This is a genomic window from Methylobacterium sp. Gmos1 (assembly GCF_053764715.1).
On record NZ_JBSNCC010000017.1, the window covers coordinates 18363 to 44597 of the forward strand.

The 26235-nt window shown below is 70.5% G+C and carries 27 protein-coding genes and 1 riboswitch; of the genes, 20 read left to right on the top strand and 7 right to left on the bottom strand.

Annotated elements, in window-relative coordinates:
• Positions 1–21 precede the first annotated feature (21 nt).
• Positions 22–1482, bottom strand: coding sequence for a methyl-accepting chemotaxis protein (locus ACS5PV_RS25075; protein WP_455398066.1), 1461 nt, complete (start codon positions 1480–1482; stop codon positions 22–24).
• Between the two features lie 363 nt (positions 1483–1845).
• Positions 1846–3228, bottom strand: coding sequence for an aminotransferase (locus ACS5PV_RS25080; RefSeq protein WP_455398067.1), 1383 nt, complete (start codon positions 3226–3228; stop codon positions 1846–1848).
• Between the two features lie 154 nt (positions 3229–3382).
• Between ACS5PV_RS25080 and ACS5PV_RS25085 the strand changes: the two genes are divergently transcribed.
• On the top strand, positions 3383–3919 hold the full coding sequence (locus ACS5PV_RS25085; RefSeq protein WP_455398068.1) for a hypothetical protein: 537 nt from the start codon (positions 3383–3385) through the stop codon (positions 3917–3919).
• Positions 3920–3943: 24 nt separating this feature from the next.
• On the opposite strand, the gene ACS5PV_RS25090 is transcribed toward ACS5PV_RS25085, so the two are convergent.
• The gene (locus ACS5PV_RS25090; protein ID WP_455398069.1) at positions 3944–4426 is read right to left on the bottom strand and encodes a MarR family winged helix-turn-helix transcriptional regulator; all 483 of its coding nucleotides are present in this window, start codon (positions 4424–4426) and stop codon (positions 3944–3946) included.
• Positions 4427–4750: 324 nt separating this feature from the next.
• On the opposite strand from ACS5PV_RS25090, the gene ACS5PV_RS25095 reads away from it, so the two are divergent.
• The 11 genes from ACS5PV_RS25095 (at position 4751) to ACS5PV_RS25145 (ending at position 15364) form a co-directional block, all read left to right on the top strand.
• Positions 4751–6379: a long-chain-fatty-acid--CoA ligase gene (locus ACS5PV_RS25095; RefSeq protein WP_455398070.1), complete on the top strand. Its 1629-nt coding sequence runs from the start codon at positions 4751–4753 to the stop codon at positions 6377–6379.
• A gap of 162 nt (positions 6380–6541) precedes the next feature.
• On the top strand, positions 6542–6946 hold the full coding sequence (locus tag ACS5PV_RS25100) for a thiol-disulfide oxidoreductase DCC family protein (RefSeq protein ID WP_455398071.1): 405 nt from the start codon (positions 6542–6544) through the stop codon (positions 6944–6946).
• Between the two features lie 86 nt (positions 6947–7032).
• Positions 7033–7743 carry an SDR family NAD(P)-dependent oxidoreductase gene (locus ACS5PV_RS25105; protein ID WP_455398072.1) on the top strand — a complete coding sequence of 237 codons (711 nt, stop codon included), beginning with the start codon at positions 7033–7035 and terminating at the stop codon, positions 7741–7743.
• Between the two features lie 67 nt (positions 7744–7810).
• Positions 7811–7942 carry a hypothetical protein gene (locus ACS5PV_RS25110; protein WP_455398073.1) on the top strand — a complete coding sequence of 44 codons (132 nt, stop codon included), beginning with the start codon at positions 7811–7813 and terminating at the stop codon, positions 7940–7942.
• 270 nt (positions 7943–8212) lie between these two features.
• Positions 8213–8755, top strand: a complete 543-nt coding sequence (locus tag ACS5PV_RS25115; protein WP_455398074.1) for a protein phosphatase CheZ — start codon at positions 8213–8215, stop codon at positions 8753–8755.
• A 921-nt stretch (positions 8756–9676) separates the two neighbouring features.
• The gene (locus ACS5PV_RS25120; RefSeq protein WP_455398075.1) at positions 9677–10891 is read left to right on the top strand and encodes an HlyD family secretion protein; all 1215 of its coding nucleotides are present in this window, start codon (positions 9677–9679) and stop codon (positions 10889–10891) included.
• Entirely contained in the window at positions 10873–12870 is a 1998-nt protein-coding gene (locus ACS5PV_RS25125; protein WP_455398076.1) for a glycosyltransferase, read from the top strand. The genes ACS5PV_RS25120 and ACS5PV_RS25125 overlap by 19 nt, the downstream gene beginning before the upstream one ends.
• A gap of 147 nt (positions 12871–13017) precedes the next feature.
• Positions 13018–13500: a tellurite resistance TerB family protein gene (locus ACS5PV_RS25130; RefSeq protein ID WP_455398077.1), complete on the top strand. Its 483-nt coding sequence runs from the start codon at positions 13018–13020 to the stop codon at positions 13498–13500.
• Between the two features lie 6 nt (positions 13501–13506).
• Positions 13507–14283: a glutamine amidotransferase gene (locus tag ACS5PV_RS25135; protein ID WP_455398078.1), complete on the top strand. Its 777-nt coding sequence runs from the start codon at positions 13507–13509 to the stop codon at positions 14281–14283.
• Positions 14280–14651 carry a CidA/LrgA family protein gene (locus ACS5PV_RS25140; protein WP_455398079.1) on the top strand — a complete coding sequence of 124 codons (372 nt, stop codon included), beginning with the start codon at positions 14280–14282 and terminating at the stop codon, positions 14649–14651. The genes ACS5PV_RS25135 and ACS5PV_RS25140 overlap by 4 nt, the downstream gene beginning before the upstream one ends.
• On the top strand, positions 14648–15364 hold the full coding sequence (locus ACS5PV_RS25145) for an LrgB family protein (protein WP_455398080.1): 717 nt from the start codon (positions 14648–14650) through the stop codon (positions 15362–15364). The genes ACS5PV_RS25140 and ACS5PV_RS25145 overlap by 4 nt, the downstream gene beginning before the upstream one ends.
• Positions 15365–15462: 98 nt before the next feature.
• Here the strand turns inward: ACS5PV_RS25145 and ACS5PV_RS25150 are convergent, their stop codons facing one another.
• Positions 15463–16752 (bottom strand): bifunctional folylpolyglutamate synthase/dihydrofolate synthase, encoded by a 1290-nt coding sequence (locus ACS5PV_RS25150; protein ID WP_455398081.1) that lies wholly within the window; start codon positions 16750–16752, stop codon positions 15463–15465.
• Between the two features lie 23 nt (positions 16753–16775).
• Positions 16776–16861, bottom strand: a riboswitch (ZMP/ZTP riboswitch).
• A gap of 112 nt (positions 16862–16973) precedes the next feature.
• Between ACS5PV_RS25150 and ACS5PV_RS25155 the strand changes: the two genes are divergently transcribed.
• Together ACS5PV_RS25155 and ACS5PV_RS25160 are read left to right on the top strand one after the other, a co-directional pair.
• Positions 16974–17453 carry an Lrp/AsnC family transcriptional regulator gene (locus tag ACS5PV_RS25155; protein ID WP_455398082.1) on the top strand — a complete coding sequence of 160 codons (480 nt, stop codon included), beginning with the start codon at positions 16974–16976 and terminating at the stop codon, positions 17451–17453.
• Between the two features lie 260 nt (positions 17454–17713).
• Positions 17714–18049 carry a hypothetical protein gene (locus ACS5PV_RS25160; RefSeq protein WP_455398083.1) on the top strand — a complete coding sequence of 112 codons (336 nt, stop codon included), beginning with the start codon at positions 17714–17716 and terminating at the stop codon, positions 18047–18049.
• A gap of 136 nt (positions 18050–18185) precedes the next feature.
• Here ACS5PV_RS25160 and ACS5PV_RS25165 read toward each other — a convergent pair whose 3' ends face one another.
• A complete protein-coding gene (locus tag ACS5PV_RS25165; protein WP_455398084.1) occupies positions 18186–19151 on the bottom strand; it encodes a DUF1775 domain-containing protein in 966 nt (321 codons plus the stop codon).
• A gap of 74 nt (positions 19152–19225) precedes the next feature.
• Positions 19226–19627, bottom strand: a complete 402-nt coding sequence (locus ACS5PV_RS25170; RefSeq protein ID WP_455398085.1) for a hypothetical protein — start codon at positions 19625–19627, stop codon at positions 19226–19228.
• A 234-nt stretch (positions 19628–19861) separates the two neighbouring features.
• Here ACS5PV_RS25170 and ACS5PV_RS25175 point away from each other — a divergent pair, with 234 nt between their 5' ends.
• Both ACS5PV_RS25175 and ACS5PV_RS25180 read left to right on the top strand, forming a co-directional pair.
• Entirely contained in the window at positions 19862–21154 is a 1293-nt protein-coding gene (locus ACS5PV_RS25175) for a L,D-transpeptidase family protein (protein WP_455398086.1), read from the top strand.
• 74 nt (positions 21155–21228) lie between these two features.
• Positions 21229–21441 (top strand): SlyX family protein, encoded by a 213-nt coding sequence (locus ACS5PV_RS25180; RefSeq protein WP_455398087.1) that lies wholly within the window; start codon positions 21229–21231, stop codon positions 21439–21441.
• 243 nt (positions 21442–21684) lie between these two features.
• Here ACS5PV_RS25180 and ACS5PV_RS25185 read toward each other — a convergent pair whose 3' ends face one another.
• On the bottom strand, positions 21685–22566 hold the full coding sequence (locus tag ACS5PV_RS25185) for an ATP-binding protein (RefSeq protein WP_455398088.1): 882 nt from the start codon (positions 22564–22566) through the stop codon (positions 21685–21687).
• 214 nt (positions 22567–22780) lie between these two features.
• On the opposite strand from ACS5PV_RS25185, the gene yajC reads away from it, so the two are divergent.
• From yajC to ACS5PV_RS25205, 4 genes are all read left to right on the top strand, one after another.
• Complete coding sequence (gene yajC / locus ACS5PV_RS25190) at positions 22781–23110, top strand: preprotein translocase subunit YajC (RefSeq protein WP_455398089.1); 330 nt, start codon at positions 22781–22783, stop codon at positions 23108–23110.
• Between the two features lie 88 nt (positions 23111–23198).
• A complete protein-coding gene (gene secD / locus ACS5PV_RS25195; RefSeq protein ID WP_455398090.1) occupies positions 23199–24806 on the top strand; it encodes a protein translocase subunit SecD in 1608 nt (535 codons plus the stop codon).
• A gap of 92 nt (positions 24807–24898) precedes the next feature.
• Positions 24899–25846 carry a protein translocase subunit SecF gene (gene secF, locus ACS5PV_RS25200; RefSeq protein WP_455398091.1) on the top strand — a complete coding sequence of 316 codons (948 nt, stop codon included), beginning with the start codon at positions 24899–24901 and terminating at the stop codon, positions 25844–25846.
• A complete protein-coding gene (locus ACS5PV_RS25205) occupies positions 25846–26229 on the top strand; it encodes an Mth938-like domain-containing protein (RefSeq protein ID WP_455398092.1) in 384 nt (127 codons plus the stop codon). Before secF ends, ACS5PV_RS25205 begins: the two co-directional genes overlap by 1 nt.
• Positions 26230–26235 lie beyond the last annotated feature (6 nt).

A 26235-nucleotide genomic window follows, 5' to 3' on the forward strand; every position in this document is an offset into this window, starting at 1 on the left:
CGCCGCGGCCCTTCCCAGGCCTCAGCCGGCCTTCAGGAACCTCTCGACGCTTCCCGTCAGCCCGCCCGAATGGCCGGCGAGGCTCTCCGACACCGTCCGGACGCTCTCGGCGATCCGGCCCGTGGCGTTCGCGGCGTTCGCGACCGCCACGATGTTGGTCGAGACCTCCTGCGTCGAGGCGGCCTGCTGCTCGACGGCGCTGGCGATGGCGAGCGTCAGCCGCGACAGCTCCGCCACCGCCCCGTTGATGGTGGCGATCGCCGCCACCGCCTCGCTCGTCGCGCCCTGGATGTCGCCGATGCGCTGGGTGATCTCGCCGGTGGCCTTGGCGGTCTGGCCGGCGAGTTCCTTCACTTCCGCCGCCACCACCGCGAAGCCTCGCCCCGCCGCGCCGGCACGCGCCGCCTCGATCGTGGCGTTCAGCGCCAGGAGATTGGTCTGGTCGGCGATGGTCGAGATCATGCCGACCACCGAATCGACCTCGCGGGCCTTGTTCGAGAGGGTGCGCACCGTGGCGTCGGTCGCCTCGGCCTGGGCGGCGATCTGCTGGGCGCGCTCGGAGACGCGCCCGACCTGGCCGGCGATCTCGTGGATCGAGGCGGTCATCTCCTCGGAGCCCGCCGCCACCGTGGCGGCACGCTCGCGCGCCTCATCGGCCGAGTGGCCGAGGCCGGCGGCGGAGCGCTGCATCTCCTCGACCGCCGCACCCATGGCGTTCACCACCTGCGAGACCTCGGAGGCCATGCTGACCTGGGCGGTCACCACCGACCAGGTCAGCATCGGCCCGAGATAGGTGCCGTCCGGCCCCATGATCGCCGAGACCTGGAGGTCGAGCGTCTCCGGCCCGAGCCTGATCTTGGTCCGGTGCGGCAGCCGGCTCGCGTCGGCCAGCATCCGGCGCTGGTGCGAGGGGTCCTTGTGGAACACGTCGATCGAGGTGCCGACCATCAGGTCGGTCGAGACCGGGAGGTACTGCCCCAGCGGGCCCAGCGTGCGGCGCGAGGCGCCGTTCATGTAGTCGATGCGGAAGTTGTCGTGCGGGTTGGCAGTCATCACCGCGACCGGCATCCCCTCGATCATCGTCAGGAGGCGGCTGATCTCGTTCTTCTTCTTCGTGATGTCGGCGGCGAGCTTGACCACCTTGACCGGCTTGCCGGCGGCGTCGAGGACCGGGTTGTAGGTCGCCTCGAGCCAGATGCGCTTGCGGTTCTTGCCGAAGCGCAGGAACTCGTCGGCGAAGTACTGGCCCGCGCGCAGCTTCGCCCAGAACTCGGCGTAGTCCGGCGCGGCGGCGGCCTCCGGATCGACGAACATCCGATGATGCTGCCCGACGATCTCGTCGAGCCGGTAGTCGAGCAGGTTCAGGAAGTTGGCGTTGGCCGTGAGGACCGTGCCGTCGAGGCCGAACTCGATGATCGCCAAGGACTTGTCGAGCGCGCGCAACGTTGCGTCGGCGACAGTCTCGCGTTGCTTCCTGAACATGGTGCCCTCTTCCCCGGGGTCGGAAACTGTTCAAGAACTGGATCCGGGGGCTTAAGGTAGGCTTAAAAAGACATTTCCGGCATATTTTCCTAGCGAGCGGGCGCGGTACCGGTAACATCCGGAGATATCAGGGGAAAATTTTCACCGGTGCGGGGCAACGATACTACAGCACGGTTTCCAAGGCAGCGGTCCGCCGGCCGGCGACTAACGGTAAGGTTGCGCGCTTTGCCGCCTGCATCATACGGCCCGAGCGGCCGCAACGAGCGCAAACCGCTCCGGCCGGGGTGCCGCGGGGGCCGGCCTCGTTGGCCGACGCGAGACGGGCCGGGGATCGCTCCCGCGGCCCGTCCGCCCCGTCGCGTCTCAGGCCGCTGCCAGGCCCTGCTCGCGGATCCAGGCGTGGGTGCGGTCGAGCGCCGTGCCGAGCCGGTCGAACAGGGTGTCGATCTCGTCCGGGCGGATCACCAGGGGCGGGCAGACCGCGACGCGGTCGCCGGTGAGGAAGCGCACGATCAAGCCCTCCTCCTGCGCGAAGGCGACGCAGCGGGCGGCCACGCCTGCCTTCGGGTCGTACTGGCGCTTGGTCGCCTTGTCGGCGACGATCTCGAGGCCGCCGATCAGGCCGAGGCCCTTGGCCTCGCCGACGAGCGGGTGTTCCTCAAGCGCCGACAGGCGGCGCTGGAAGTGCGGCGCCTTCTCGGCCGCGCCCTCGATGATCTTGTCGCGCCGGTAGATCTCGATGGTCTTCAGCGCCACCGCGCTCGCCACCGGGTGACCCGAATAGGTGGTGCCGTGGCCGAACGTGCCGATCTTGCGGCTCTGGTCCTGCATCGCCTGGTACAGGGTCTCGTCGACGGTGACGCCGCCGAGCGGCATGTAGGCCGAGGTCAGCGCCTTGGCGAAGGACAGGCTGTGGGGCTTCATGCCCACGGTCTCGGAGCCGAACCAGGTGCCGAGCCGGCCGAAGCCGCAGATCACCTCGTCGGCGATCAGCCGCACGTCGTAGCGGGCGAGCACCGGCTCGATCGCCGCGAAGTAGCCCTTGGGCGGCACGATGGCCCCGCCCGCGCCCATCACCGGCTCGGCGATGAAGGCCGCCACCGTCTCGGGGCCCTCCCGCAGGATCATCTCCTCGAGTTCCGACGCCAGGCGCGCCGAGTAGGCCTCCTCGGTCTCGCCGGGTTGCGCGCCGCGGTAGTGGTGCGGGCAGGCGGCGTGCAGGAAGCCCGGCAGCGGCAGGTCCCAGTCGGCGTGGTTGGCGGTGAGGCCGGTGAGCGAGGCCGACGCCACCGTGACGCCGTGATAGCCCTTGTGCCGGCCGATGATCTTCTTCTTCTGCGGCCGGCCGAGCGCGTTGTTGAGGTACCAGGTCAGCTTGACCTGGGTGTCGTTGGCCTCCGAGCCCGACGAGGTGAAGAACACCTTCGAGACCGGGATCGGCGCCAGCTCCTTGATGGTCTCGGCGAGCTCGATCGCCGGGTCGTGGCTGCGGCCGGAGAACAGGTGGGTGAAGGGCAGGCGCGCCATCTGCTCGCGGGCGGCCTCGACCAGCTCCTCGTTGGAATAGCCGAGCGCCGTGCACCACAGGCCGGCCATGCCCTCGAGATAGGGCCGCCCGTCGGTGTCGTAGACCCAGACGCCGTGGCCGCGCTCCAGCACCAGCGGCCCGGTCTGCCGGAAGGCCGCCAGGTTGGTGTAGGGGTGGATCAGGGTTTCGACGTCGCGGGTGGCGAGGTTCGAGAGCATCGTCCTGTCACTTTCTAAGAGCGGGGGCCCGGGATCCGGGTCCTGCCGCGCGGAGCAGAATTCGCTTGCGCCGTCACACTAGCGGCGCGATGCCGACGCACAACCCGCGCCGCCCTCGCGGCCATCCCGCACAATCCTGGTCAGACCGACGCGCATGCTCGACCCCGCCCAAATCGTCTCGACGCCCGCGCCCGGCCGGGCCTGCGGCGCCTGCACCCTGTGCTGCAAGGTCTACGACGTGCCGGCGGTCGAGAGCGTGGCGGGGGATTGGTGCCGCCACGCCAAGCCCGGCCGCGGCTGCGGCATCCACGAGACCCGGCCCGGCCATTGCCGCGCCTTCTTCTGCCTCTGGATGACGGAAGGCTGGCTCGGCCCGGAATGGAAGCCCGACAAGGCCAAGATGGTGCTGAGCCTCGATCCGACGACGCGCTTCCTGCACGTCCAGGTCGATCCGAGCCAGCCGAGCGTGTGGCGCCGGGAGCCCTATTACGGCCAGCTCAAGCGCTGGGCCGTCGCTTCGCTGGCGCAGCGCCGGCACGTGCTGGTCTTCGTCAACTACAGCGCCACCGTGGTGCTGCCCGACCGCGACGAGCCCCTGGGCGTCTTCCTGCCCGGCGACCGGCTGTTTTCCCGCGAGCGGATGACGCCGAACGGCGTCGTCATCGAGGTGGAGAAGCGCACGGTGGCGTGAGGCGCCGCGGCCCCGGACGAGGGGTCAGCCACCGTCGGCCCGGGCGGCGTCGCGCCACGCCAGCACCACCCGCTCCAGCTCGGCCACGTCGCCGGGGGGCAGGCGGCCGAGGGTGCGGGCGACGTAGGCGGTCTGGGCCGCGATGCCGGAGCGGGCGAGCGCGAGCCCGGCCGCGGTCAGGTGCAGGGCGTGCGAGCGCCGGTCGCCCGGGATCGGGCGGCGCTCGACGAGGCCGGCCTCGACCAGCCGGTCGACCAGGCCCGAGACGTTGCCCTTGGTGACGTAGAGCCGCTCGGCGAGGTCCTGCTGGGTCAGGCCCTCGCGCTCGGACAGGGTCGAGAGCACGTCGAATTGCGGGATCGACAGCCCGACGGCCTTGAGCTCCGCCGCCACCGCGGCCGAGACGCGCCGGTGCAGGCGGATGAAGCGGAACCAGACCCGCAGCGGGTCGGCCTCGGCCGGGGCGTCCGTCTCAGTCGAAAGATGGGGGCGCGAGGAAGCGGTCATCGAGATAGTTTACATCAGAACCATCCCGGCGCCACGCCCGGCCGCCGCCGATCCCCGCTCTTCCGATCCTCCAGCCCCGCAACCCCCCGGCACGCGCGAAGGCGCCGCTCCAGAGCGCTTCACGATCGCGCTGCAATCGCGAAGCTCTCTAGGTCTTTGATTTTGCCGCATTTTCTTCGACGAACCGGTATCCACTTCGACGGAAAATGCTCTAGCCCGCCCGGCACCGCTGCCATAAGCTGACACACTCAGACCGCGGGCCCGTGAGGCTCCGGCGACCGAGGGCGCCCGGAAGCGCGCCAGCCAGGGAAGGAACGACACGCCATGCTCGGTCTGATGCAGGACTGGCCCCTGCTGATCCACCGCATCATCGACTACGCCGCGCTCCAGCACGGCGCCCGCCCGGTGATCTCGCGCTCGGTCGAGGGGCCGATGCACAAGACCACCTACGCCGAGATCCGCCAGCGGTCCTTGCGCCTGTCGAAGCGGCTCTCCGCCGACGGCATCCGCCTCGGCGACCGGGTCGCGACGCTCGCCTGGAACACCTGGCGCCACCTGGAGGCCTGGTACGGCATCACCGGTATCGGGGCGATCTATCATACCGTCAACCCGCGGCTGTTCGAGGAGCAGATCGCCTACATCATCAACCATGCCGAGGACCGCATCCTCCTCCTCGACCTGACCTTCGTGCCCCTGGTCGAGCGGCTGGCCGACAAGCTGCCGACGGTCGAGCGCTACGTGATCCTCACCGACGGCGCCCACATGCCGCCGACGTCCCTGCGCAACGCCGTCGCCTACGAGGACTGGCTCGCCGAAGCCGACGACGACTTCGCCTGGGCGACCTTCGAGGAGAACACGGCGGCGGGCCTGTGCTACACGTCGGGCACCACCGGCCTGCCGAAGGGCGTGCTCTACTCGCACCGCTCGAACGTGCTGCTCGGCCTGATGGTCAACAACCCGGCCTTCATCGCGCTCAAGCCCACCGACATGGCGATGCCGGTGGTGCCGCTGTTCCACGCCAATGCCTGGGGCTTCAGCTTCGCCGCGCCGATGTCCGGGGCCGGGCTCGTCATGCCGGGACCGAAGCTCGACGGCGCCTCGGTGCTGGAGATCCTGGAGACCACCGGCGTCACCGTGACGGCGGCGGTACCCACCGTCTGGCTCGGCCTGCTCCAGCACCTCGACGCCACGGGTCAGCGCCTGAGCCACCTCAAGCGCGTGGTGATCGGCGGCTCGGCCTGCCCGCGGGCGATGACCGAGCGCTTCGAGCGCGATTACGGCGTCACCGTCGACCACGCCTGGGGCATGACCGAGATGAGCCCGATCGGCTCGTACTGCTCGCTCAAGCCGGAGGTGGCCGATCTCGAGGGCGAGGCCCGCCTCGATCTCAAGATGAAGCAGGGCTACGCCCCCTTCGGCGTCGAGTTCCGGCTCACCGACGACGAGGGCCGCGACCTGCCCTGGGACGGCACCACCTTCGGGCGGCTCAAGGTCGCGGGCTTCGCGGTGGCGAAGGCCTATTTCCGCTCCGACGAGCCGATCCTCGACGATCGCGGCTTCTTCGACACCGGCGACGTCGCCACCATCGATCCGAACGGCTACATGGCGATCACCGACCGCTCGAAGGACGTGATCAAGTCCGGCGGCGAGTGGATCTCCTCGATCGACCTCGAGAACCTGGCGGTGGGCCACCCCGACGTGGCGGAGGCCGCGGTGATCGGCGTGCAGCACCCGAAATGGGACGAGCGCCCGCTGCTCATCGTGGTGCCCAAGGCGGGTCGCACGCCCGACAAGGCCGACATCCTCGCCTTCATGGCACCGCGCATCGCCAAGTGGTGGATGCCCGACGACGTGGTGGTGGTCGACGCGATCCCCCACACCGCCACCGGCAAGATCCAGAAGACGACGCTGCGCGACCAGTTTCGCGACTACCGGCTGCCCGGAGCGGCGTGAACCCGGGAGGCGGGCGCCCGCCGGGCGCCCGCCTCGTCGCGTGCCGAGGCCGGCCGCGAACCCCGCGGCGCGACCTTATCGCGCGTCCGCCCCACCGTGACGACGCTCTTTCCGCGCCCATCTCGACCGGAGCGAACCTTGCGGCAGCGGCGAGAGGGTGGCGTGCCGAAAGACCTGACCGTCTACTACGATGGAGCCTGCCCGCTCTGCCGGGCCGAGATCGGGCATTACCGGGCTTGCGCCGGGGCCGAGGGGGTGACCTTCGTCGATCTCGCGACGATCCGGGACGATGCGGCCCTCGGCCCGGGGCTCGACCGGGCCGCCGCGCTCGGCCGGTTCCACGTGCGCGAGGCGGATGGGCGGCTCGCCTCCGGCGCGGCGGCCTTCGCGCGCCTCTGGCGCCAACTTCCGGCCTGGCGCTGGCTCGGCCGGCTCGTCGAGATCCGGGTGCTAGGCATGGCGCCCGTCCTGCGCCTCGCCGAGGCGGCCTACCGCCTGTTCCTCCCGCTGCGGCCGCACATCGCGAAGGTGCTGAGCCGCAGCGGCGTCCTGCGGAAATCGGCGTGAGGCCTGGATCCGGCGCGGCGTCGCGCGTGATCGCATCGCGGGCGGGATCCCATCACAGGCAGGATCCCAATAACGGAAGGTGTCGCATGAGCAGCGCGGTCGTCGTCGGGGCCTCGGGCGGGATCGGGGGCGCCCTCGTGGCGGCGCTCACCGCTGGCGGGGCGCACGAGGCGGTGTTCGCCCTGTCGCGCGCGCCCGCGCCGCAGCCGGGCCCGGTGCGGTCCGTGGCGGTCGACCTCACCGACGAGGAGACGATCGCGGCGGCGGCGCGCAGCATCGGCGAGGCCGGGCCGGTCGGTCTCGTCATCGTGGCGAGCGGCATCCTGCACGGGCCGGGCGTCTCCCCCGAGAAGGCGATCCGCACGCTCGATCCGACCGCGATGGCCGCCGTGATGGCCGTCAACGCGATCGGCCCTGCGCTGGTGGCCAAGCACCTCCTGCCGCTGATGCCGCGAAAAGGGCGCAGCGTCTTCGCCGCCCTCTCGGCGCGGGTCGGCTCGATCGGCGACAACCGTCTGGGGGGCTGGTACGCCTACCGGGCCTCGAAGGCGGCGCTGAACCAGGTGCTGCGCACGCTGGCCGTCGAGACGGCGCGCACCCATCCGGAGCTGATCGTGGCCGGCCTCCATCCCGGGACGGTGCAGACGGCCCTCTCCCGGCCGTTCCGGCCGGAGCCGGGGCCGGGCCTGTTCGCACCGGAGGAGAGCGCGGCCCACCTCGTGCGGGTCCTCGACGGATTGCGGATCGGGGATTCCGGCCGGGTCTTCGCCTGGGACGGACAGCCGGTCCCGCCGTGAGACGCGGCGTGCAACCAATGCCCGGCTCCGTACTTATCCTACAGGAACATCCTGGACGGAGGGCGCGATGCCGAAGTGGAAGACTGTGGCCGAACTGGCGGCCGAGCGCAATATCGACCTCGCGACCGCGCAGTCCATGGTCGATGCCGCCAACTGCCCGAAGGTGTTCGGGCTGCACGGCACCGTCTACCTGATCTGAGCGCGACCGCCGGGGCCCGACGGGTCCCGGCCGTTTGCCTGATCACGACCATCGTCGTCCGCTCGCCTAGAGAGGTTCACGATCGCGCTGCAATCGCGAAGCTCTCTAGGTCTTTGATCTTGCCGCATTTTCTTCGACGAACCGGTACCCGCTTCGTCGGAATATGCTCTGGTGGTTCCGTTCCCGCGGCGCCCGCACGCTATTTGCAAACGCTTAATCCCGGCCGGCTACGGTCGGCGGCGTTGTCATAGCGTATAGCGTCCCGGAACCATGACCAGCGGCACGGCGAAACTCGGATCTCTCGAAGACAGCACCGCTCTCCTGCAGAGTCACGTCCTGGCGATCTCGGACGCGATTGCGCGGACGCGGCAGGAGATCGCCGAGATCCGGGAGGAGCAGGATGCCGGGCGCACCCGCGACGAGCTTAACGCCGTCGTGCGCGGCACCGAGCAGGCCACCGACACGATCCTGACGGCCTCGGAAGCGGTCGATGCCCTCGCCGGCGGCATCGCCAAGCGCGCGGGCGACGACGCGACTCGCGACGACGCCCTGGCGATCCAGGCCCAGATGCAGACGATCTTCGAGGCCTGCAACTTCCAGGACCTGACCGGCCAACGGATCGCGAAAGTCGTGCGGACCATCGTCCTCGTCGAGGAGCGGGTCGCCGAGATGATGCACCTGTGGTCCGGCTCGGCCTCGCCGTCGAAGCCGGCGCCGAACCGGCGCCAGGGCGAGGATTCCCTCCTCAACGGACCCGCACTTCCCGGCGAAGCCGCAGTCTCGCAGGACGCTGTCGACGCGATGTTCCCGTAAGGGCGCGCGCAGGGGCGGACGTCCGGAGGGACAGCCTCAGATCGATCTGCCCGCATGGCGGATGAGGACCTGACGGCGCTGCCGCAGTCCGTTGCGTAGGGACACCGTCCACGACAGCGGGCAACGGGCGGGCTGTCGCGAAGCGCCTCTGTCTGTCGCGCCGCCGCAGACAGGCGGACGCTTCGCGATTCTTCAAGCCGGGTCCCCGATCTGCGTCCCCTTCGTTGCGGTCGTCCGTGCGATACGTCCGAGCTGCCATATCTTGGACGCCACCTCTCTGACCGCGGCGTTGCTGTCCGGACACCGCTCCAGGTCGTCGCCTCTGCAGCCATGTCTGCGACGGAACGACATCCGCCCCCCTCTGAAAATCTTCCAGAGATCGCGGGGACTGCCCCAGCCTTTCCCGCGTAGTCCGCGCCTCTGGATGGGGCCGCGGATGGGACAAAGTCGGCCGAGCCGAACAGGCTCCGGAAGTTGTCGTGAATACGGGCACGCTTCGCATACGCGACTGACGAACATGCGTGCCTCATATCATTCTGTCCAAATCGCACGTCCACGCATCCTCTGACGGGACGAGGGGCTGCTTCCCCAACGCCGGGAGCACCGCGACGGACGCCAGGAGCATACACTTGCAGCTATTCCTATGCAATTTTAGGTTGAACACTCAGATAGAGCGCGGCGCCGCTTGACGCGTCGCGGTGCAATCCTGTCGTCTTGGACCATCTGAATCTGGAGACTTGGTCAACCCTGGGGGAGGAGTGGCAATCAATCAAGTTATCGATTACCGCTCCCAAATCTATGTATAGGATAATTATAGGAAAATTTTACATTTCGTGAAATGAACCGAGTTCCCGCTCGATCGTTGATGGTTACGACGAGAACGAAAACGGGGCTTCGGGAATGCTGTGGAACAGCCGAGCGATGCGCATCCTCATCGGTGCGTTGCTGCTGGGAGCGGCTTTGCTCGCGGTGCTGCCGGCCCTGACCGGCTATACCAGCCTCGACGGAACGGTGAATGCCCGCTTCACCGTGATCGCGGCACCGATCGAGGGCGTGGTGACCGAAACCCCGCCGAAGGTCGGGACCGCGGTTCCCGAGGGCACGCAGCTGTTCCGGATCCGCAACGAGCGCATCGCCCGCACCGCGGAAGCGCAGCTGGAGGCCGATCTCGGCGCGACGCGCGAGCGCCTGCGCGCCCTCGAAGGGCAGATCGGCTCGCTCTCGGCCATCAAGAGCGATCTCGCCGCCCGGTTGAAGGAGTACCAGCAAGCCAGCATCACCAGCGTGCAGCAGGAGATCGTGATCCGCCAGCAGCGCATCACGGCGGCGCAGGCGCAGCAGGTCTCGGCGCAGGCCGATCTCGTGCGCAAGACGACGCTCGGCGCCACCGGGGTCGTCGCCGGCAGCTCCGTCGAGCAGGCGCGCGCCGCCTCGGTGTCGGCGACGAGCGAGCAGGCGATCGCCCGGGCCGAGCTGGAGCGCCTGTCGCGCCAGCTCGAGGCGTTGAAGAAGGGCACCTTCGTCGGCGAGGGCCGCAACGACGTGCCCTATTCCCAGCAGCGCCAGGACGAGGTGGCGATCCAGCTCGCCAACGTGCAGATGCAGGCCCGGGCCGAGCGCGCCCGCCTCCAGCAGCTCGAGCGCCAGATCGAGCTCGAGCGCGACCGCAACGACCGGCTCTCGACCGCGATCGTGCGCGTTCCCTTCGACGGCGTGCTCTGGCGCAACAACGTGGTCGCCGGATCTAACGTGGTCGTCGGCAACGAGCTGACGCGGCTCCTCGATTGCCGCGACCTGTTCGTCGACATCCTGGTCAACGAGATCGACTACGACGACATCCATCCCGGCGCGACCGCCGAGGTGCGCCTGTTGGGCAGCAGCCAGATCATCGCCGGCACCGTGCTCTCGGTGCGCGGGTCGAGCGCCGCTGTCGAGGAGACGGTGCTCGCCGCCGTCCCGCCGGAGAGGCGCGGCAAGAGCGCCCGCATCCGCGTCGCTCTCGAACAGAACCCGATGCAGCGCGACTTCCCCAATTTCTGCCAGGTCGGCCGCTCGGTGCAGGTCCGGATCGCCCGCGTCACCAAGACGTACAAGTTCCTGAACGGGGTAAAGAGCCTGTGGTTCAGTATCTCGTAGACCTCGCGCCCACCCTCTTCGTCCTCGCGTTCTTCTGCCTGTTCAGCCTGAACTGGCCGCGCAACGCGACGTGGTCGCGGGCGATCACCTGCCTCGTCGTGCTGGCGATCGCCCTGCGCTATCTCGCCTGGCGCTTCGTCGCGACGGTGCTGCCCTATCCGACGGAGTGGAGCTTCGGCTTTGTCTGGACGTGGTTCGTCTTCCTGGTCGAGCTCGGCGCCTTCGCCGACATCCTGCTGTTCCTCGTCGCGATGAGCCGCACCGTCGATCGCAGCGCGGAGGCCGACCGGCGCGAGAGCGACTTCTTCACCCGCGAGCCCGCCGACCTGCCGACGGTCGACGTGTTCATCCCGACCTACAACGAGCCGATCGACGTCTTGGAGCGCACCATCGTCGGGGCGCTCGCCCTCGACTATCCCCGCGAGAAGCTCAAGGTCTACGTCCTCGACGACAAGCGCCGCGACTGGCTGCGGGAATATTGCGAGAGCAAGGGCGCCATCCACGTCACCCGCCCCGACAATTCCCACGCCAAGGCCGGCAACATGAACAACGGCCTGACGGTCTCCTCGGGCGAGTTCATCGCGATCTTCGACGCCGATTTCGTGCCCTACCGCAACTTCCTGCGCCGCACGGTACCGTTCTTCACGGACCCGACGATCGGCATCGTCCAGACGCCTCAGCACTTCTTCAACAAGGATCCGGTCCAGTCCAACCTCAGCCTGGAGAAGGTCTGGCCGGACGAGCAACGCCTGTTCTTCGACGAGATGGCGGCGAGCCGCGACGCCTGGGACGTCAGTTTCTGCTGCGGCTCGTGCTCGATCGCGCGGCGCTCCGCCGTCGAGGAGATCGGCGGCTTCCCGCACGACTCGATCACCGAGGACCTGCTCACCACCCTGGCGCTGCTCAACCGGGGCTACAAGACCCGCTACCTCAACGAGCGCCTGTCGATGGGGCTCGCCGCCGAGAACCTGAAGGGCTACTTCGTCCAGCGCGGCCGCTGGTGCCGCAGCGGCATCCAGACGATCTACCTGCATAACGGCCCGCTGCGCGGCCCCGGCCTCACCCTGTTCCAGCGCTTCATGTTCCTGCCGCTGTCCTGGCTCGTCCAGTACACCGTCCGCTTCGTGATCCTGGTGGTGCCGGCGGTCTACCTCTGGACCGGGGCCGCGCCGCTCTACTTCACCGGCACGCAGGACATCGTCTGGTACCAGCTGCCGGTGCTGGCGGCCTATTTCCTGCTGATGGGCTGGCTGACGCCGACCCGCTACCTGCCGCTGGTCTCCTCGGCGGTGGGGGCCTTTGCCACCTTCCGCATGCTGCCGGTGGTGGTCTCCAGCCTGGTCAAGCCCTTCGGCGTGCCGTTCCGGGTGACGCCCAAGGGCTCGGGCAACGAGGATTCGGCGTTCGACGCCTACACGTTCTTCTCGATCGCGTTCTGGATCGCCGTCACGGCGCTCGGCCTCGTCGTCAATGTCGTGCCGGAATGGTCGCGCATCGGCGAGGGGGAGTTCTCGGTCGTCTCGGCCTGGTGGGCGGTGGTCAACATCGCGGTGCTGATGGTGGCCTCCCTGATCTGCTTCGAGAAGCCGAGGCCGCTCCTCGACAGCTTCGCCACGAACGAGGCGGCCCGGATCGCGCACGGGGAGGCGCTGCTCGCGGGGCGGGTCACCAGCCTCTCGCTCGACGGCGGCATCGTCGAGTTCGATGCCATGCCGGCGGCGCGGGCGGGCGATCCGGTGATCGTCGAGATGGAGCGCTTCCCGCACCTGCGCGGCACGGTCGAGGCGGTGTCCGGCCTGGCGAGGGGCGGCTTTGCCATGAAGGTCCGCTACACCCTGGAGGGCGAGTGCCGCGACCGGATGATCGTCAAGCTCTATACCGGGCAGTACTCGCAGGACATCCACGAGCTCGACAAGTCGGCGATCGCCAGCGGCCTGTGGTCCCGCATGTTCGGCCGCACCGTGCGGGCGACCGCCTGAGCCCTCGGCATCGGCCCGTGCAGACGGCGGATGCAGGGCTCGCGGCGCCGCCCCGGCGCCCGCAGCGCTTGACGCTGGGCCGCCGATTCCGGACGATGGCGCTGCACAATCGAAAATTCCCCGAAAATCCCCTTTCACATCTCCCCGATGCCCCTGATCGCCCGCCTTCGCGCCTACGCCGCCGAGATGTTCGGCGCGCCCGCCCTGCCGCCCGACCCCGAGGCGGAGCAGCACTTGGCCGCCGCGGCCCTGCTCGTCCACGTGGCCCGGGTCGACGGCACGCTGGCGGCGGTGGAGCGCGACCGGCTGGCGCGCCTCCTCACCCACCGCTTCGCCCCCGACGAGGCGCGGGCGCGGGCGCTGATCGAGCGGGCCATCAGCTTCGACGACGAGACCCGCGACGTGGCCGAGCTCGTCGAGATGATCGGCCGCGACGTGCCGGAGGAGGAGCGGCGCGGGCTCCTCGGCCTCGCCTGGGCGGTCGCCGCCGCCGACGGGCAGGTGCACGAGTTCGAGGACGACCTCGTCTGGCGCGTCGGCCAGCTCCTCGGCTTCGACGACGCCGCGATCACCGCCACCCGGGCGGTCGCCCTGGCGGGCCTGCCGACGCCGCAGGTCCCGGCCCGGTAGGTGGCGATGCCGAGTCCCTTCGCGACGCCAAGTTCCCACGCGATGCAGGAGCCCGGCCGCAAGCCCGTGCTGCTGATCCTGCACCAGGAGCAATCGACGCCCGGCCGCCTCGGCCGGCTGTTCCAGGAGCGCGGCCACCCCCTCGACATCCGCCGCCCCCGCTTCGGCGATCCCCTGCCGGACACGATGCGGGACCACGCCGGCGCGGTGATCTTCGGCGGGCCGATGAGCGCCAACGACGGCGACGACTTCGTGCGCCGGGAGATCGACTGGATCCAGGTGCCTTTGCGCGAGGAACGCCCCTTCCTCGGCCTGTGCCTCGGCGCGCAGATGCTGGCGCGCTGCCTCGGCGCCACGGTCACCGCCCATCCCGACGGACGGGCCGAGATCGGCTACTACCCGCTCCTGCCGACCACGGCGGGGCACGACTTCGCCGGCGAGATCGGCCAGCCCTGGCCGTCCCACGTCTATCACTGGCACCGGGAGGGCTTCTCCTGCCCGGCGGGCGCCGACACGCTCGCGACCGGCGACGACTTTCCGACCCAGGCGATCCGGGTCGGGCCGGCGGCCTTCGGCCTGCAGTTCCACCCCGAGGTCACCCACGCGATGATCTGCAGCTGGACCGTGCGGGCGGCCGAGCGCCTGAACCTGCCCGGCGCCCAGGACCGCGCGCGGCAGATCGAGGGCCGGCTGATGCATGACGGCCGCGTCGTGGCCTGGCTCGACGCCTTCCTCGACCATTGGCTCGCCGGGGCGAGGCCGGAGACCCGCGCGGCGTCATGATCCTGAGCCTGACCCTGCTGCTGCTCTGCCAGCTCGCCGGCGAGATCCTCGCCCGCACCTTCGCGCTGCCGGTGCCGGGCCCGGTCGTCGGCATGGCCCTGCTCCTCGGGGTCCTGATCCTGCGCGACCGGCGCCCCGGCGGGCTGCCGGCCCCGCTCACCGACGGCACGCTGGAGCGCACCGGCAAGGGGCTGCTCGCCCATCTCTCGCTGCTCTTCGTGCCGGCGGGCGCCGGGGTGATCGGCCGGCTCGACGTTCTGGCCGCCCACGGCCTGGCGCTCGCGGCGGCCCTGCTGGTCTCGACGTCCCTCGCGCTCGTCGCCACGGTCTACACCTTCGCCTACGTCGCCCGGCGGACCGGGCGATGACCGGGGATTTCGCCCTCTGGGTGTTCCTGTCGCGCACGCCGCTCCTGTGGCTCACCGTGACGCTCACCGCCTACGTCGTCGCCGACCGGGTCTCCGCCGCCACCGGCCGCCACCCGCTGGCCAACCCCGTGCTGCACGCGATCTGGATGGTCGGCCTCGTTCTGATCGTCACCCGCACGCCCTACTCGGTGTATTTCGAGGGCGCGCAGTTCGTGCACTTCCTGCTCGGCCCCGCCACGGTGGCGCTGGCTATCCCGCTCTACGAGCACCGCAAGACCGTGACCCGGGTGCTGGTGCCGATGCTGGCCGCCCTCGTCGTCGGCTCCACGGTCGCCCTCCTCAGCGGCATCGCCACGGCGAAGCTCCTCGGCGTGCCGGACCAGATCCTGATCGCGCTGGCGCCGAAATCCGTCACCGCCAGCGTCGCCATGGGCATCACCTCGGCGCTCGGCGGCGACCCGACGCTGACCGCCGTGCTGGTGATCCTCACCGGCATCCTCGGCGCCATCATGGTGACGCCGCTCCTCGACCGGCTCGGCATCAAGGATTACCGGGCACGCGGCTTCGCGGCGGGCCTGGCCGCCCACGGCATCGGCACCGCCCGCGCCTTCCAGGTCAGCGAGGTCGCCGGCACCTTCGCGGGCATCGCCATGGGACTCAACGCCTTCCTGACCGCCGTCCTGGTGCCGCTGGCGCTGGCGTTCCTGCGCTAAGCGGACTTGCGTTGGCAGGCCAACGCTTCGTCCGCTCAGGTTCTTGTTTTGTCGCAGATTTTCGTCGCAAAACCGGCGGCCACTCTTGCGAAATCTGCTCAGGCTTCGGTCGCCGCCCGCAAGGCCCCGACGAGGTGGAGCGAGCCCGTCACCAGGAGCCAGCCGCCCCGCGTCGCGGCGAGGTCCGCCGCACGGGTGAGCGCGGCGCCCGGCTCGGCCACCGCCTCGGCCTCCATCCCCTCCGCCGCGGCGAGCGCCCGGAGCGTGGCGGCCGGATGCCCGCGCCGTTCCGGCATCTCGGTCGCCACCACGCTCGCCCCGTGTCGGGCCAGCACCGCGAGGAAGCCCGCCGCGTCCTTGTCGCCGGCAAGCGCCACCAGGGCGATGCAGGGACCGCCGAGATCCGGGGCGCGGGCGAGGTCGCGCAGGACGGCAGCCAGGTTGAACGGGACGTGGGCGCCGTCGAGCACCACCGGCACCGGGCCGGCCGCGCTCGCGATCCGCCGACGCTCGAGCCGCCCCGGCAGGCGGGCGCCCGCGCGGGCCGACGCGTCGAGGAGATCCGCCCGCACGGGGGCGCCGTCGCGGCCGAGCGCGCCGCCCCTGCCGAGGTGGTCGAGGACGAGGCCGGCGAGCGCCGCGTTCTCCTCCTCGATCGCCGCATCGGGGGCGAGCGCCGGCCGCAGCACCGGGCAGCCGAGCGCCGCGGCGCGCCCTGCCACCACCGCCCCGGCCTCGTCGTCGGGGCTGAGCGTGGTGACGAGGACCGCCCCGGCTTTCAGGATGCCGACCTTCTCGCCGGCGATGGCTGCCCGGGTGTGGCCGAGGATCTCGGTGTGCTCGAGCCCGATATTGGTGACGACCGCGACCTCGCCGTCCACCGCGTTGGTCGAATCGAGGCGCCCGCCGAGCCCGACCTCGATCACCGCCCAGTCGAGCCCGGCCTCGCCGAAGATCGCCAGCGCCGCGGCGGTGAGCACGTCGAACCAGGTCGCGTCCTGCCCCGCCGTGCCGTCGCGGCGTGCCGCCTCGTGGGCGTCGAGGGCGCGGGCGAGCGCGTGTGCGAGGCGCGCCTCCTCCACCGGCCGGCCCTGGAGACTGACCCGCTCGGTGACCGACTCGACATGGGGCGAGGCGTAGCGCCCGACCCGCAGGCCCGCCCGCATCAGCCCGGCCTCGATCAGCGCTGAGACCGAGCCCTTGCCCTTGGTGCCGGCGACGTGGACCACCCGCAGGCGCGATTGCGGCTCGCCGAGGCGGGCCAGCAGGTCGCGCATCGGCTCGAGCCCGACCCGCATCCCGCCCCGCGGGCGCTTCTCCCAGTCGGTCAGGCGGTCGAGGCGGGCGAGGATCGCGGGCAGGGACGAATCGGAGGGCATCGGCGTCATGGGTCACCCGTCGGTCGGTGCGGGGAGGGTGCCCAGGCGAGCGGCGGTCGTCGTCCCGCGCTCCCCGGTGGTTGGACCACCTTGAACCTCGCCAGTCACGCGGGACAGTCCCCCATAAGAGACGAGCCGGCGGCGGGCAACCGCCGCGGCGTCACCTTGTGCCGGCCCCGGCGGGCGGCTACTCACCGGCTGTCCCTCTCCCGCCAGGATCGCCCGCCGCCTTGCCCGCCCGCCTCGACGCCATCGACTGGGCGATCCTCCGGGAGCTGCAGGCCGACGGCTCCATCACCAACGTGGAGCTGGCGCGGCGCGTCGGCCTGTCGGCGCCGCCCTGCCTGCGCCGGGTGCGCGCGCTGGAGGAGGCCGGCATCATCCGCGGCTACCGCGCCCTGCTCGAGCCGAAGGCGCTCGGCTACGAGGTGGTGTGCTTCGCCATGGTGCAGCTCGCGGCCCAGGGCCAGGCGGAGCTCGCCGCGTTCGCGGCCGAGATGCGCGACTGGCCGATGGTGCGGGAATGCTGGACGCTCTCGGGCGAGACCGACTTCCTGCTCAAATGCGTCGCGCCCAATCTCGGCGCCTTCCAGCAGCTCGTCGGCCACCTCACCGGCCTGCCCAACGTGCGCACGGTGCGCACCGCGCTCGCCCTCGACCAGATCAAGGACGAGCCGATCGCGCCGCTCGACGGGGCGGCCGAGGCGTGATCGCGGCGCCGGATGGCGGGCGGCGCTTTACCGTAAAGGTCTGAGTCTCTCGCCGGCTCGCCGCAGAAATGACGGGCGGTGGAGGGCTCGCTGCGCTATCGTCGCGCGGTCGACGAGAGTTCTTCGATCGCGCAACGGCCCGCGACTGAAACTATAAGTTGATATCACGCTGCCGGACTGGTGGCCTAGGGTGTATCGTCGCCGATATACTCGACTCCATTGCCGAAGGCGCACGACGGCAGGATGACGGAGGCTGCAGGATGACCATGCCGGATCGCCACGACGCCGAGCCGCGGCCGGCCGTCGGAGGACCGGAGGGCGCGCCGGACCCGGTGAGCCTGTTCGCCGTCCCGATCGCCCGGGCGACGAGCCGGCCCGGCGATCCCGTGCCGGTCACGCAGACGCTCTACCGCACCCCGGACGACCGCTACGTGATCCGCACCTGCCTGCATCTCGGATCCGATCCGGCGCAGGATGCCTGCGACGTGATGATCTATGCCGACGAGGCCGACCTGCGCGAGGCGCTGTCGGCCGGCAGCGACGGCCTCGACGAGGCGTTGCTCGCCGCCGCGGGGCTCGATCCGGATCGGGGGTGAGCGGACGGCGCTATGACGGAGCCGCCGTGCTCCCTCTCGACGTGACCGAGTGTCTCTCAGGACGCGGAGGGCACGAAGGCTTCGGCGCCGATCGAGCGAGGCGGGCGGCGGCCGCGAACGGCCGCCGCCCCACCCGTCAATGATGCTGGTGCCCGCCGCCCGCCTCCGGCGCGGACGCGCCGATGGCGCCGACGGCGAAGCGCACCGGCACCGTGCCGGCGCGGGCGAAGGTGAGGGTGCCTTCGATCGGCTCGCCCGCCTTCACCGGGCCGGTCAGATCCATGAACATCAGGTGGTAGCCGCCGGGCTTGAGCACCACGGTCTCGCCGGGCTTGATGACGAGGCCGGATTCCACCGGCGCCATCTTCGCCACGCCCTTGTCCATCGCCATCTGGTGCACCTCGCCCCGGCCCGCGAGGGGAATCGAGGCCGAGACCAGCCGGTCGGGCTCCTTGCCGGTATTGGTGACCTGGAGGTAGCCGCCCGCCACCTTGGCGCCGCCGGGGGTGGCGCGGATCCACGGCGCCTCGATGGTGAGGTCGCCGGCCTTGATCGCGGCCGGCGCGGCCGGAGCCGCGCTCGCCGCGGCCGCCACGATGCGCACGCCCGGGGCAGGGGTCTTCAGGTCGCGGGCGGACTGGCCGGCCGCCGGCACCTCGCGCCAGTCGACGGTCGTGCCGTCGCAATCCTGGCGCACCGGGAAGTAGACCGTGCCGCCGGGCGCGACCGCGTCGGTGAGCCGGGCCTGGAACACGAACTCGTCGTAGAAGTCGTCGGGCAGCGAGCCGCCCTTCCAGGTGATCGCCTTCACGCCCTCCGAGACCGTGCCGTGGTAGGACGGATAGGCGCGGGCGTAAGCGCCCTTCTCGGTGCTCAGCTCCCAGCCGGCCTTGGGCATGGGCTTTGCCGCGATCACCCCGTCGGGGATCGTGACGGTGAGGCCGGTGGTCGGCTTGCCGTCGCAGCCGTGGCCGATCTGGACCACGCCGCGATAGGTCTGGTTCGGGCTCGCCTGCGTGACGGCGAGGACCGCGTGGGCAAGCGCCGGGGCGGCAGCCAGGGAGAGGGCGGCGGCGAGGCCGGCGCGGAGCGGAAAGGTCATGAGGTCGGGGTCCGGGTGAAGCGGAGGGGAGACGCGTGACGTGAGATGAAGACCGGCGCGGAGCGCCGGAGGCGTCACGCCGCGGGCGGAGCGCGGGCGCAGGGCCGCCGGGCCGGCGACGCGTGGACCGGATCCGCGGTCGCGACCGACCAGGACAGGACGAGCGCCGTCCGGGGCGGCCAGGCCTGCGCCGTCGCCGGGGCCGGCGGAGCGGGGCAGGCCTGGCAGGCGATCGTGCAGCAGGCATGGACGTGGACGGGCGGCGCGCCACCCGCCGGGGCCTGGTGCGCCTGGCACAGGAGGCCGGCGCCCGCTGCGACCGGGGACGGAGCGAGCCCGGCGAGAAAGGCCTGGAGCAGCAGCCCGTAGAGCGGCAGCACGGCGGCGACCAGGCGCCAGCGCGCCCTCGTCCCGCCCGGTGACTGCCCGATTTCGCCCATGCCCCGAGCATAGCCGAGGTCGGCCGGCTCCGCCACGCCCCCGGCGGTCCTGCCGCCCCGCGCACCGTGCGTTGCACAATTACCGCAGTCCACAGCCGAGCTCGCGGCTCCACAGCAGCGCCCGGGCGGCGCCACAATCTGGCCCGCTCCTCATAGTGTCTTAACCGCATCCCGGCACCGTCACGGGCCATAGAATGGGGCGCGACACGGCAGCCAGAAGGTCTGTCGCCGTCCAGCGTCCCGCGTCACAGGTTCGAGAGCAGAATTCCCATGCTGACACGCGTTTCCCTCACCGGTTCGCTCGGCCTGGCTCTCCTGGCCGCGGCCGCCCTCCCGGCCCTGGCGCAGGACCGGGGCGGGTCGCTGGCCCAGGCCGAGTGGGCGCAGAACTACGATTCCGCCGCGACGATGCGGGTGCAGCGCTCCAACACGCCGATCCTGTCGCCCCAGACCCTGGCGGCGACCGAGCAGATGGTCGAGCGCTACCGCGACATCGTGGCCCGCGGCGGCTGGCAGTCGGTCGCGGGCGCCGAGCGCCTGCGCGTCGGCTCGAAGAGCCCGGCGGTGACGTCCCTGCGCCAGCGCCTGATCGTCTCCGGCGACCTCGACCCGGCCGCCGGCTCCTCGCCGGTCTACGATTCCTACGTCGAGGCCGGCGTGCGCCGGTTCCAGGCCCGCCACGGCCTGAACCAGACCGGCTCGATGAACGTCACCACCGTGCAGGCGATGAACGTGCCGGCGGACGTGCGCCTGCGCCAGCTCGAGCTGAACGCGGTGCGCTTGCGCTCGTACTCGGGCAACCTCGGCGAGCGCTACGTCATCGTCAACATCCCGGCGGCCCTGGTCGAGACGGTCGACGGCGACCACGTCGCGACCCGCCACGCCGCCGGCGTCGGCAAGATCGACCGCCAGTCGCCGATCATGAACGCCAAGATCCAGGAGGTGAACTTCAACCCCTTCTGGACGGTGCCGGCCTCGATCATCAAGAAGGACCTGATCCCGAAGATGCAGAAGGATCCGGCCTACCTGACCGACAACAAGATCCGCATCTTCAACGGCGACCGCGAGATCCCGCCGTCGCAGGTCAACTGGCATTCCGACGAGGCGACCCGCTACCGCTTCCGCCAGGATCCGGGCGTCGACCTGAACTCGATGGGCTTCGTGCGGATCAACATCCCGAACCCGCACGGCGTGTACATGCACGACACGCCGGCCAAGGGCATCTTCGGCGACGACTTCCGCTTCGTGTCGTCGGGCTGCGTGCGCGTGCAGAACGTGCGCGAATACGTGTCCTGGATCCTCCAGGGCACCCCGAACGCCAACCCGGACACGATCGAGGCGATCATCCAGGGCGGCCAGCGGGTCGATGCCCGGCCGGTGGCGCCGATCCCGGTCTACTGGACCTACATCACCGCCTGGTCGACCCCGGACGGCCTCGTGCAGTTCCGTGACGACATCTACAAGCGCGACGGCGCCGGCGCCCCGACCGCCTCGATGGCCGCCGCCGCTGCCGGCCCGCGCAACTTCAACCCCGACGCACCCGACGACGACCAGACCAACTGATCGTCGCGTCGCGACCTGATCCGACGACGGCCCGGGCTCGCGCCCGGGCCGTTTTCGCGTGAGTGGACCCCGTCATGACCCCCGATCCCGAAGCCCGCCTCGACGCGCTGGAAGCCCGCATCGCTCACCAGGACGCGACGATCGAGGACCTGAACCGCATCGTCACCGAGCAGTGGAGCGCGATCGATCTCCTGACGCGGCACGTCGCCGCCTTGCGCGAGCGAGTGCGCGAGATGGCAGAGCGACCCACCGCGGCCGGCGACGAGCCGCCGCCGCCGCATTACTGAGGCGGGATCCGGACGACGCCGCCTCAGCAGATTTCGCCGAAGTGGTTGCCGGTCCGGCGCCAAAAATCTGCGGCACAACAAGAACTTGAGCGGATGAAGCGTTGGCCTGCCAAGGCAAGTCTGCTTAGATCCCGCTTCACCGGCCCGTCCGGACCTCGAGCGGAGCGGGCTGCGCATCGGGCAGGCGATTCCGCAGGGATCGCCCGAAGCGGTCATCCTGCGTTCGTCACGCCGCTCGGTGCATCACTCCAGCCGCTGCCCCAGCCGTCCCGCCAGGTCCTGGATGTACTGGAACGCCGTGCGCCCCGAGCGGGCGCCGCGGGTGGTCGACCATTCGAGCGCCTCGGCGCGCAACCGCTCCGGCTCGACCTCGAGGGCGTAGCGGGCCACGTAGGCGTCGATCATCGCCAGGTACTCGTCCTGGCTGCACTTGTGGAAGCCGAGCCAGAGGCCGAACCGGTCCGAGAGCGAGACCTTCTCCTCCACCGCCTCGCCCGGGTTGATCGCCGTCGAGCGCTCGTTCTCCATCATGTCGCGGGCGAGCAGGTGGCGCCGGTTCGAGGTGGCGTAGAACAGCACGTTGTCGGGCCGGCCCTCGATGCCGCCGTCGAGCGCCGCCTTGAGCGACTTGTACGAGGTGTCCTCCGCGTCGAACGACAGGTCGTCGCAGAACACCACGAAGCGGTGGGGATCGGGCCGCAGCCACCCCATCAGGGCAGGCAGGCCCTCGATGTCCTCACGGTGGATCTCGACGAGCTTGAGCGGCCGCTCCGGGCCGCGGGCGTTGATCTCGGCGTGGACCGCCTTGACCAGCGACGACTTGCCCATGCCGCGGGCGCCCCACAGGAGCGCGTTGTTCGCCGGCAGGCCGCGGGCGAAGCGCTCGGTGTTGTCGAACAGGATGTCGCGCATCCGGTCGATGCCGCGCAGGAGCCCCATCTCGACCCGGTTGACCCGCGGCACCGGCTGGAGGCGGCCCTCCGCCTGCCACACGAAGGCGTCGGCGGCCGCGAAGTCGGGGCTGGGCCGGACCGGCGGGGCGCTGCGCTCCAGGGCCGCGGCGATGCGCAGCAGCACGGGCAACAGCTCGGATTCGGGGAGGGAAGTGCGGGTCGTGTCGGTCATCGCGGGGAAACTCGGGCTCCTGCGCAGGGGCGGACGTGCGGGTGGCCGCTCTTAATCCCAGGCGGCGGCGGACGAAAACCCGCCGGGATGGGACACCGGGAGGCCGATCCCCGCAATTGCTTTCGGGTCGTCGGTGGCTATAGTCCGCGCGCTTTTGCAAGGCCGGCGGGGACCCGCGCGGCCCGATTCCGCCTTGTTTCGGGAGACCTCGAGAGTGATCACGCCCGCCTTCGCGCAGGGAGCCGGGATGTCCGGCGGTACGGACATCCTCGTGCAGGTCGTCCCCTTCATCCTGATCTTCGTGATCATGTACTTCCTGATCCTGCGCCCGCAGCAGCGCCGCGCCAGGGACCACCAGGACATGATCAAGAACGTGCGCCGCGGCGACACGGTGGTGACCACCGGCGGCATCGTCGGCCGGGTGACCAAGGTGACCGAGGCCCCGGAGATCGAGGTCGAGATCGCCCCGAACGTGCAGGTCAAGGTGGTCCGCACCATGATCTCCGAGGTCCGGGCGAAGGGCGAGCCGGTCAAGGCCGCCTGAGCGGCCGCAAACACAGGGGCAGGTCCGGACGACAGGCGCCGGGCCGCCCTCTCTGACGCACACTGACAAGACGGTTGGGACGCCGCGGATGCTCCGTATCTCCACCACGAAGGCCGTCGCGACGCTCGCCGTGATCCTGATCGGCCTGATGCTCGCCGTGCCGAGCTTCTTCTCGGCCGATCAGCGCAAGGGCTTCATCGCCTCGCTGCCGTCCTGGTTCCCGACCTGGATCGTGCCGACCCGCGCCATCGTGCTCGGCCTCGACCTCCAGGGCGGCTCGCAGATCGTGCTGGAGGTCGACCGCAACGACCTCGGCCGCACCATGGCGCAGGGCTTGCGCGACGACGTGCGCCAGGCCCTGCGCGAGGCCGGCGTGCAGGCCGATGGCGGCATTCAGCTCCAGCCGCGCGGCGTGCAGCTGCGCATCGGCGACGCGGCGAACCGCGCCAAGGCGATGCCGAAGCTGCAAGCGCTGTCGCAGCCGGTGACCGACGCGACCCTCGGCCAGACCGGCGCCCGCACCCTCGACCTGCGCGAGGAGCAAAACGGCCTGATCCAGCTCACCTACACCGATGCGGGCTTCAACGCCCGGATCCGCCGCGCGGTCGCCCAGGCGATCGAGGTGGTGCGCCGCCGCGTCGATCTCGGCGGCACCACCGAGCCGTCGATCCAGCAGCAGGGCGCCGACCGCATCCTGGTCCAGGTGCCGGGTCTCCAGGACCCGGCCCGCCTGGAGGAGCAGCTCGGCAAGACGGCGAAGCTCGAGTTCCGCATGCTCGCCGACAGCCCGGCCGGCGACGTCGACATGCTGCCCTCCAAGGATTCCAACGGCCAGCGCGTGCCGGTCGAGCGCCGGGTGATGGCCGACGGCGCCGACCTGACCGACGCCCAGCCGGGCTTCGACCAGAAGTCGAACGAGCCGATCGTCAACTTCAAGTTCAACCTGCGCGGCGCGCAGAAATTCGGCCAGGCGACGAGCGAGAATGTCGGCCGCGCCATGGCGATCGTGCTCGACAACGAGGTCGTGTCGGCGCCCCGCATCCTCCAGCCGATCACCGGCGGCCAGGGCCAGATCTCGGGCCGGTTCACGGTGCAGCAGGCCAACGATCTCTCGGTGCTGCTGCGCGCCGGCGCGCTGCCGGCCAAGCTGACCGTGATCGAGCGCCGCACCGTCGGCCCCGGCCTCGGCCGCGATTCGATCGAGGCCGGCAAGACCGCCACCCTGGTGGCGACCGTCCTCGTCGTGGTGCTGATGTTCGCGGCCTACGGGGTGTTCGGCCTCTTCGCCAACATCGCGCTCCTCGTCCATGTCGGCCTGATCCTCGGCCTGATGTCGGTGCTGGAGGCGACCATGACCCTGCCGGGCATCGCCGGCATCGTGCTCACCATCGGCACCGCGGTCGATTCCAACGTGCTGATCTACGAGCGCGTGCGCGAGGAGGTGCGGGCCGGCCGCTCGATCCCCTCGGCGCTGCAAGCGGGCTTCGACCGCGCCTTCGCCACCATCGTGGATTCCAACTCCACCATGGCGATCGCCGCGGTGATCCTGTTCTTCCTCGGCTCCGGCCCGGTGCGCGGCTTCGCGGTGGTGTTCATCCTCGGCATCCTGACCACGGTCATCACCGCCGTGACGCTGACCCGGATGATGATCGCCCTGTGGTACCAGCGCCTGCGGCCCAAGACCCTGCCGATCTGATTTTTTTTCCTGGCCGGGCGGCGCCACGCCGCCCGGCTCAAGCGCTGCGTTCCGAGCGAGGGGCGCGCCGACACACCCTCTCGAGACCGACGATGCGCCTCCTCCGCCTCTGGCCCGACGAATCCCACTTCGACTTCATGCGCCTGCGGCGCTTCAGCTTCCCGCTCTCGGCGTTCATCTCGGTCGCCACGGTGGTGCTGTTCCTGCAGATCGGGCTCAATTTCGGCATCGACTTCAAGGGCGGCACCCTGGTCGAGCTGCGGCCGAAACCCGGCGTGACCTCCGACGTCGGCAGCGTGCGCCACACCGCCAACAGCTTCGGCTTTGGCGAGACCGAGGTGCAGGAGCTCGGCCAGGGCTCGATCTCGGTGCGCTTCCCGCTCCAGGCCGGCGGCGAGACCGGCCAGACCCTGGTGATGCAGAAGGCGCATGCCGCCTTCGACAAGGACTACGCCTTCGACCGCGTCGAGACCGTCGGCCCGCGCGTCTCGGGCGAGCTGGTGCAGTCGGGCACGATCGGCGTCGTGCTCTCGGTCGTGGCGGTGCTGCTCTACCTGTGGTTCCGGTTCGAGCGCGAACTGGCGCTCGGCGCCATAGTCGGCACCCTGCACGACATCGTCATCACGGTCGGGCTGTTCGTCATCACCCGGATCGAGTTCAACATGACCTCGATCGCCGCGATCCTCACCATCGTCGGCTACTCGCTGAACGAGACCGTGGTGGTGTTCGACCGCACCCGCGAGCTGATGCGGCGCTACAAGACCATGCCGACCGAGGAGCTGCTGAACCTCTCGATCAACTCGACCATGTCGCGCACCGTGATGACCGCGATGTCGACGGCGCTGTCGCTGCTGGCGCTGGTGCTGTTCGGCGGCGAGGCGATCAAGGGATTCTCGGTGGTGATGCTGGCCGGCGTGGTGATCTGCACCTACTCGGCAATCTTCGTCTCGACCCCGTTCCTGATCTATATCGGGCTCCAGGCCGGCGGCTCGCGGTCGCAGGCGCGCGACACCTCCAGCCTGAAGCAGGCGGCCGAGTAGTGGCGGGGCCGACGCATGACGGCTTCGTCCCGGGCCGTTACCCGATCGACGCCTACGGGGGCGGGGGCTTCCGCTTCGCCGAGATGTCGCATCGCGGCTCGATCCTGGCGCTGCCCTCCGGGGTGCGCGCCTGGGAGGTGACGGAGCCGGCCGGCATCACGCCGGCGAGCCTCAAGCCCCTCGTCGACGAGGCCGGGGAGGTGGACCTCCTGCTGCTCGGCACCGGGGCCGAGATCGTGTTCGTGCCCGATTCCCTGCGCCAGGTCCTCAAGGCGGCCGGCATCGGCCTCGACGTGATGCAGACCGGCGCGGCGGCGCGGACCTACAACATCCTGATGGCCGAGAACCGCAAGGTCGCGGCCGCCCTGATCGCGGTGCCGTGAATCAGA

Bases quoted from the DNA above. Each gene is read 5' to 3' on its own strand.
- secF (WP_455398091.1), top strand. From the start codon at position 24,899: ATGCGCCTCCTCCGCCTCTGGCCCGACGAATCCCACTTCGACTTCATG.
- ACS5PV_RS25165 (WP_455398084.1), bottom strand. From the start codon at position 19,151: ATGACCTTTCCGCTCCGCGCCGGCCTCGCCGCCGCCCTCTCCCTGGCT.
- ACS5PV_RS25095 (WP_455398070.1), top strand. From the start codon at position 4,751: ATGCTCGGTCTGATGCAGGACTGGCCCCTGCTGATCCACCGCATCATC.
- ACS5PV_RS25140 (WP_455398079.1), top strand. From the start codon at position 14,280: ATGATCCTGAGCCTGACCCTGCTGCTGCTCTGCCAGCTCGCCGGCGAG.
- ACS5PV_RS25085 (WP_455398068.1), top strand. From the start codon at position 3,383: ATGCTCGACCCCGCCCAAATCGTCTCGACGCCCGCGCCCGGCCGGGCC.
- ACS5PV_RS25145 (WP_455398080.1), top strand. From the start codon at position 14,648: ATGACCGGGGATTTCGCCCTCTGGGTGTTCCTGTCGCGCACGCCGCTC.
- ACS5PV_RS25180 (WP_455398087.1), top strand. From the start codon at position 21,229: ATGACCCCCGATCCCGAAGCCCGCCTCGACGCGCTGGAAGCCCGCATC.
- ACS5PV_RS25185 (WP_455398088.1), bottom strand. From the start codon at position 22,566: ATGACCGACACGACCCGCACTTCCCTCCCCGAATCCGAGCTGTTGCCC.
- ACS5PV_RS25090 (WP_455398069.1), bottom strand. From the start codon at position 4,426: ATGACCGCTTCCTCGCGCCCCCATCTTTCGACTGAGACGGACGCCCCG.
- ACS5PV_RS25150 (WP_455398081.1), bottom strand. From the start codon at position 16,752: ATGACGCCGATGCCCTCCGATTCGTCCCTGCCCGCGATCCTCGCCCGC.
- ACS5PV_RS25080 (WP_455398067.1), bottom strand. From the start codon at position 3,228: ATGCTCTCGAACCTCGCCACCCGCGACGTCGAAACCCTGATCCACCCC.
- ACS5PV_RS25135 (WP_455398078.1), top strand. From the start codon at position 13,507: ATGCCGAGTCCCTTCGCGACGCCAAGTTCCCACGCGATGCAGGAGCCC.
- ACS5PV_RS25160 (WP_455398083.1), top strand. From the start codon at position 17,714: ATGACCATGCCGGATCGCCACGACGCCGAGCCGCGGCCGGCCGTCGGA.
- secD (WP_455398090.1), top strand. From the start codon at position 23,199: ATGCTCCGTATCTCCACCACGAAGGCCGTCGCGACGCTCGCCGTGATC.
- ACS5PV_RS25130 (WP_455398077.1), top strand. From the start codon at position 13,018: ATGCCCCTGATCGCCCGCCTTCGCGCCTACGCCGCCGAGATGTTCGGC.
- ACS5PV_RS25075 (WP_455398066.1), bottom strand. From the start codon at position 1,482: ATGTTCAGGAAGCAACGCGAGACTGTCGCCGACGCAACGTTGCGCGCG.
- ACS5PV_RS25120 (WP_455398075.1), top strand. From the start codon at position 9,677: ATGCGCATCCTCATCGGTGCGTTGCTGCTGGGAGCGGCTTTGCTCGCG.
- ACS5PV_RS25105 (WP_455398072.1), top strand. From the start codon at position 7,033: ATGAGCAGCGCGGTCGTCGTCGGGGCCTCGGGCGGGATCGGGGGCGCC.
- ACS5PV_RS25115 (WP_455398074.1), top strand. From the start codon at position 8,213: ATGACCAGCGGCACGGCGAAACTCGGATCTCTCGAAGACAGCACCGCT.
- ACS5PV_RS25110 (WP_455398073.1), top strand. From the start codon at position 7,811: ATGCCGAAGTGGAAGACTGTGGCCGAACTGGCGGCCGAGCGCAATATC.
- ACS5PV_RS25175 (WP_455398086.1), top strand. From the start codon at position 19,862: ATGCTGACACGCGTTTCCCTCACCGGTTCGCTCGGCCTGGCTCTCCTG.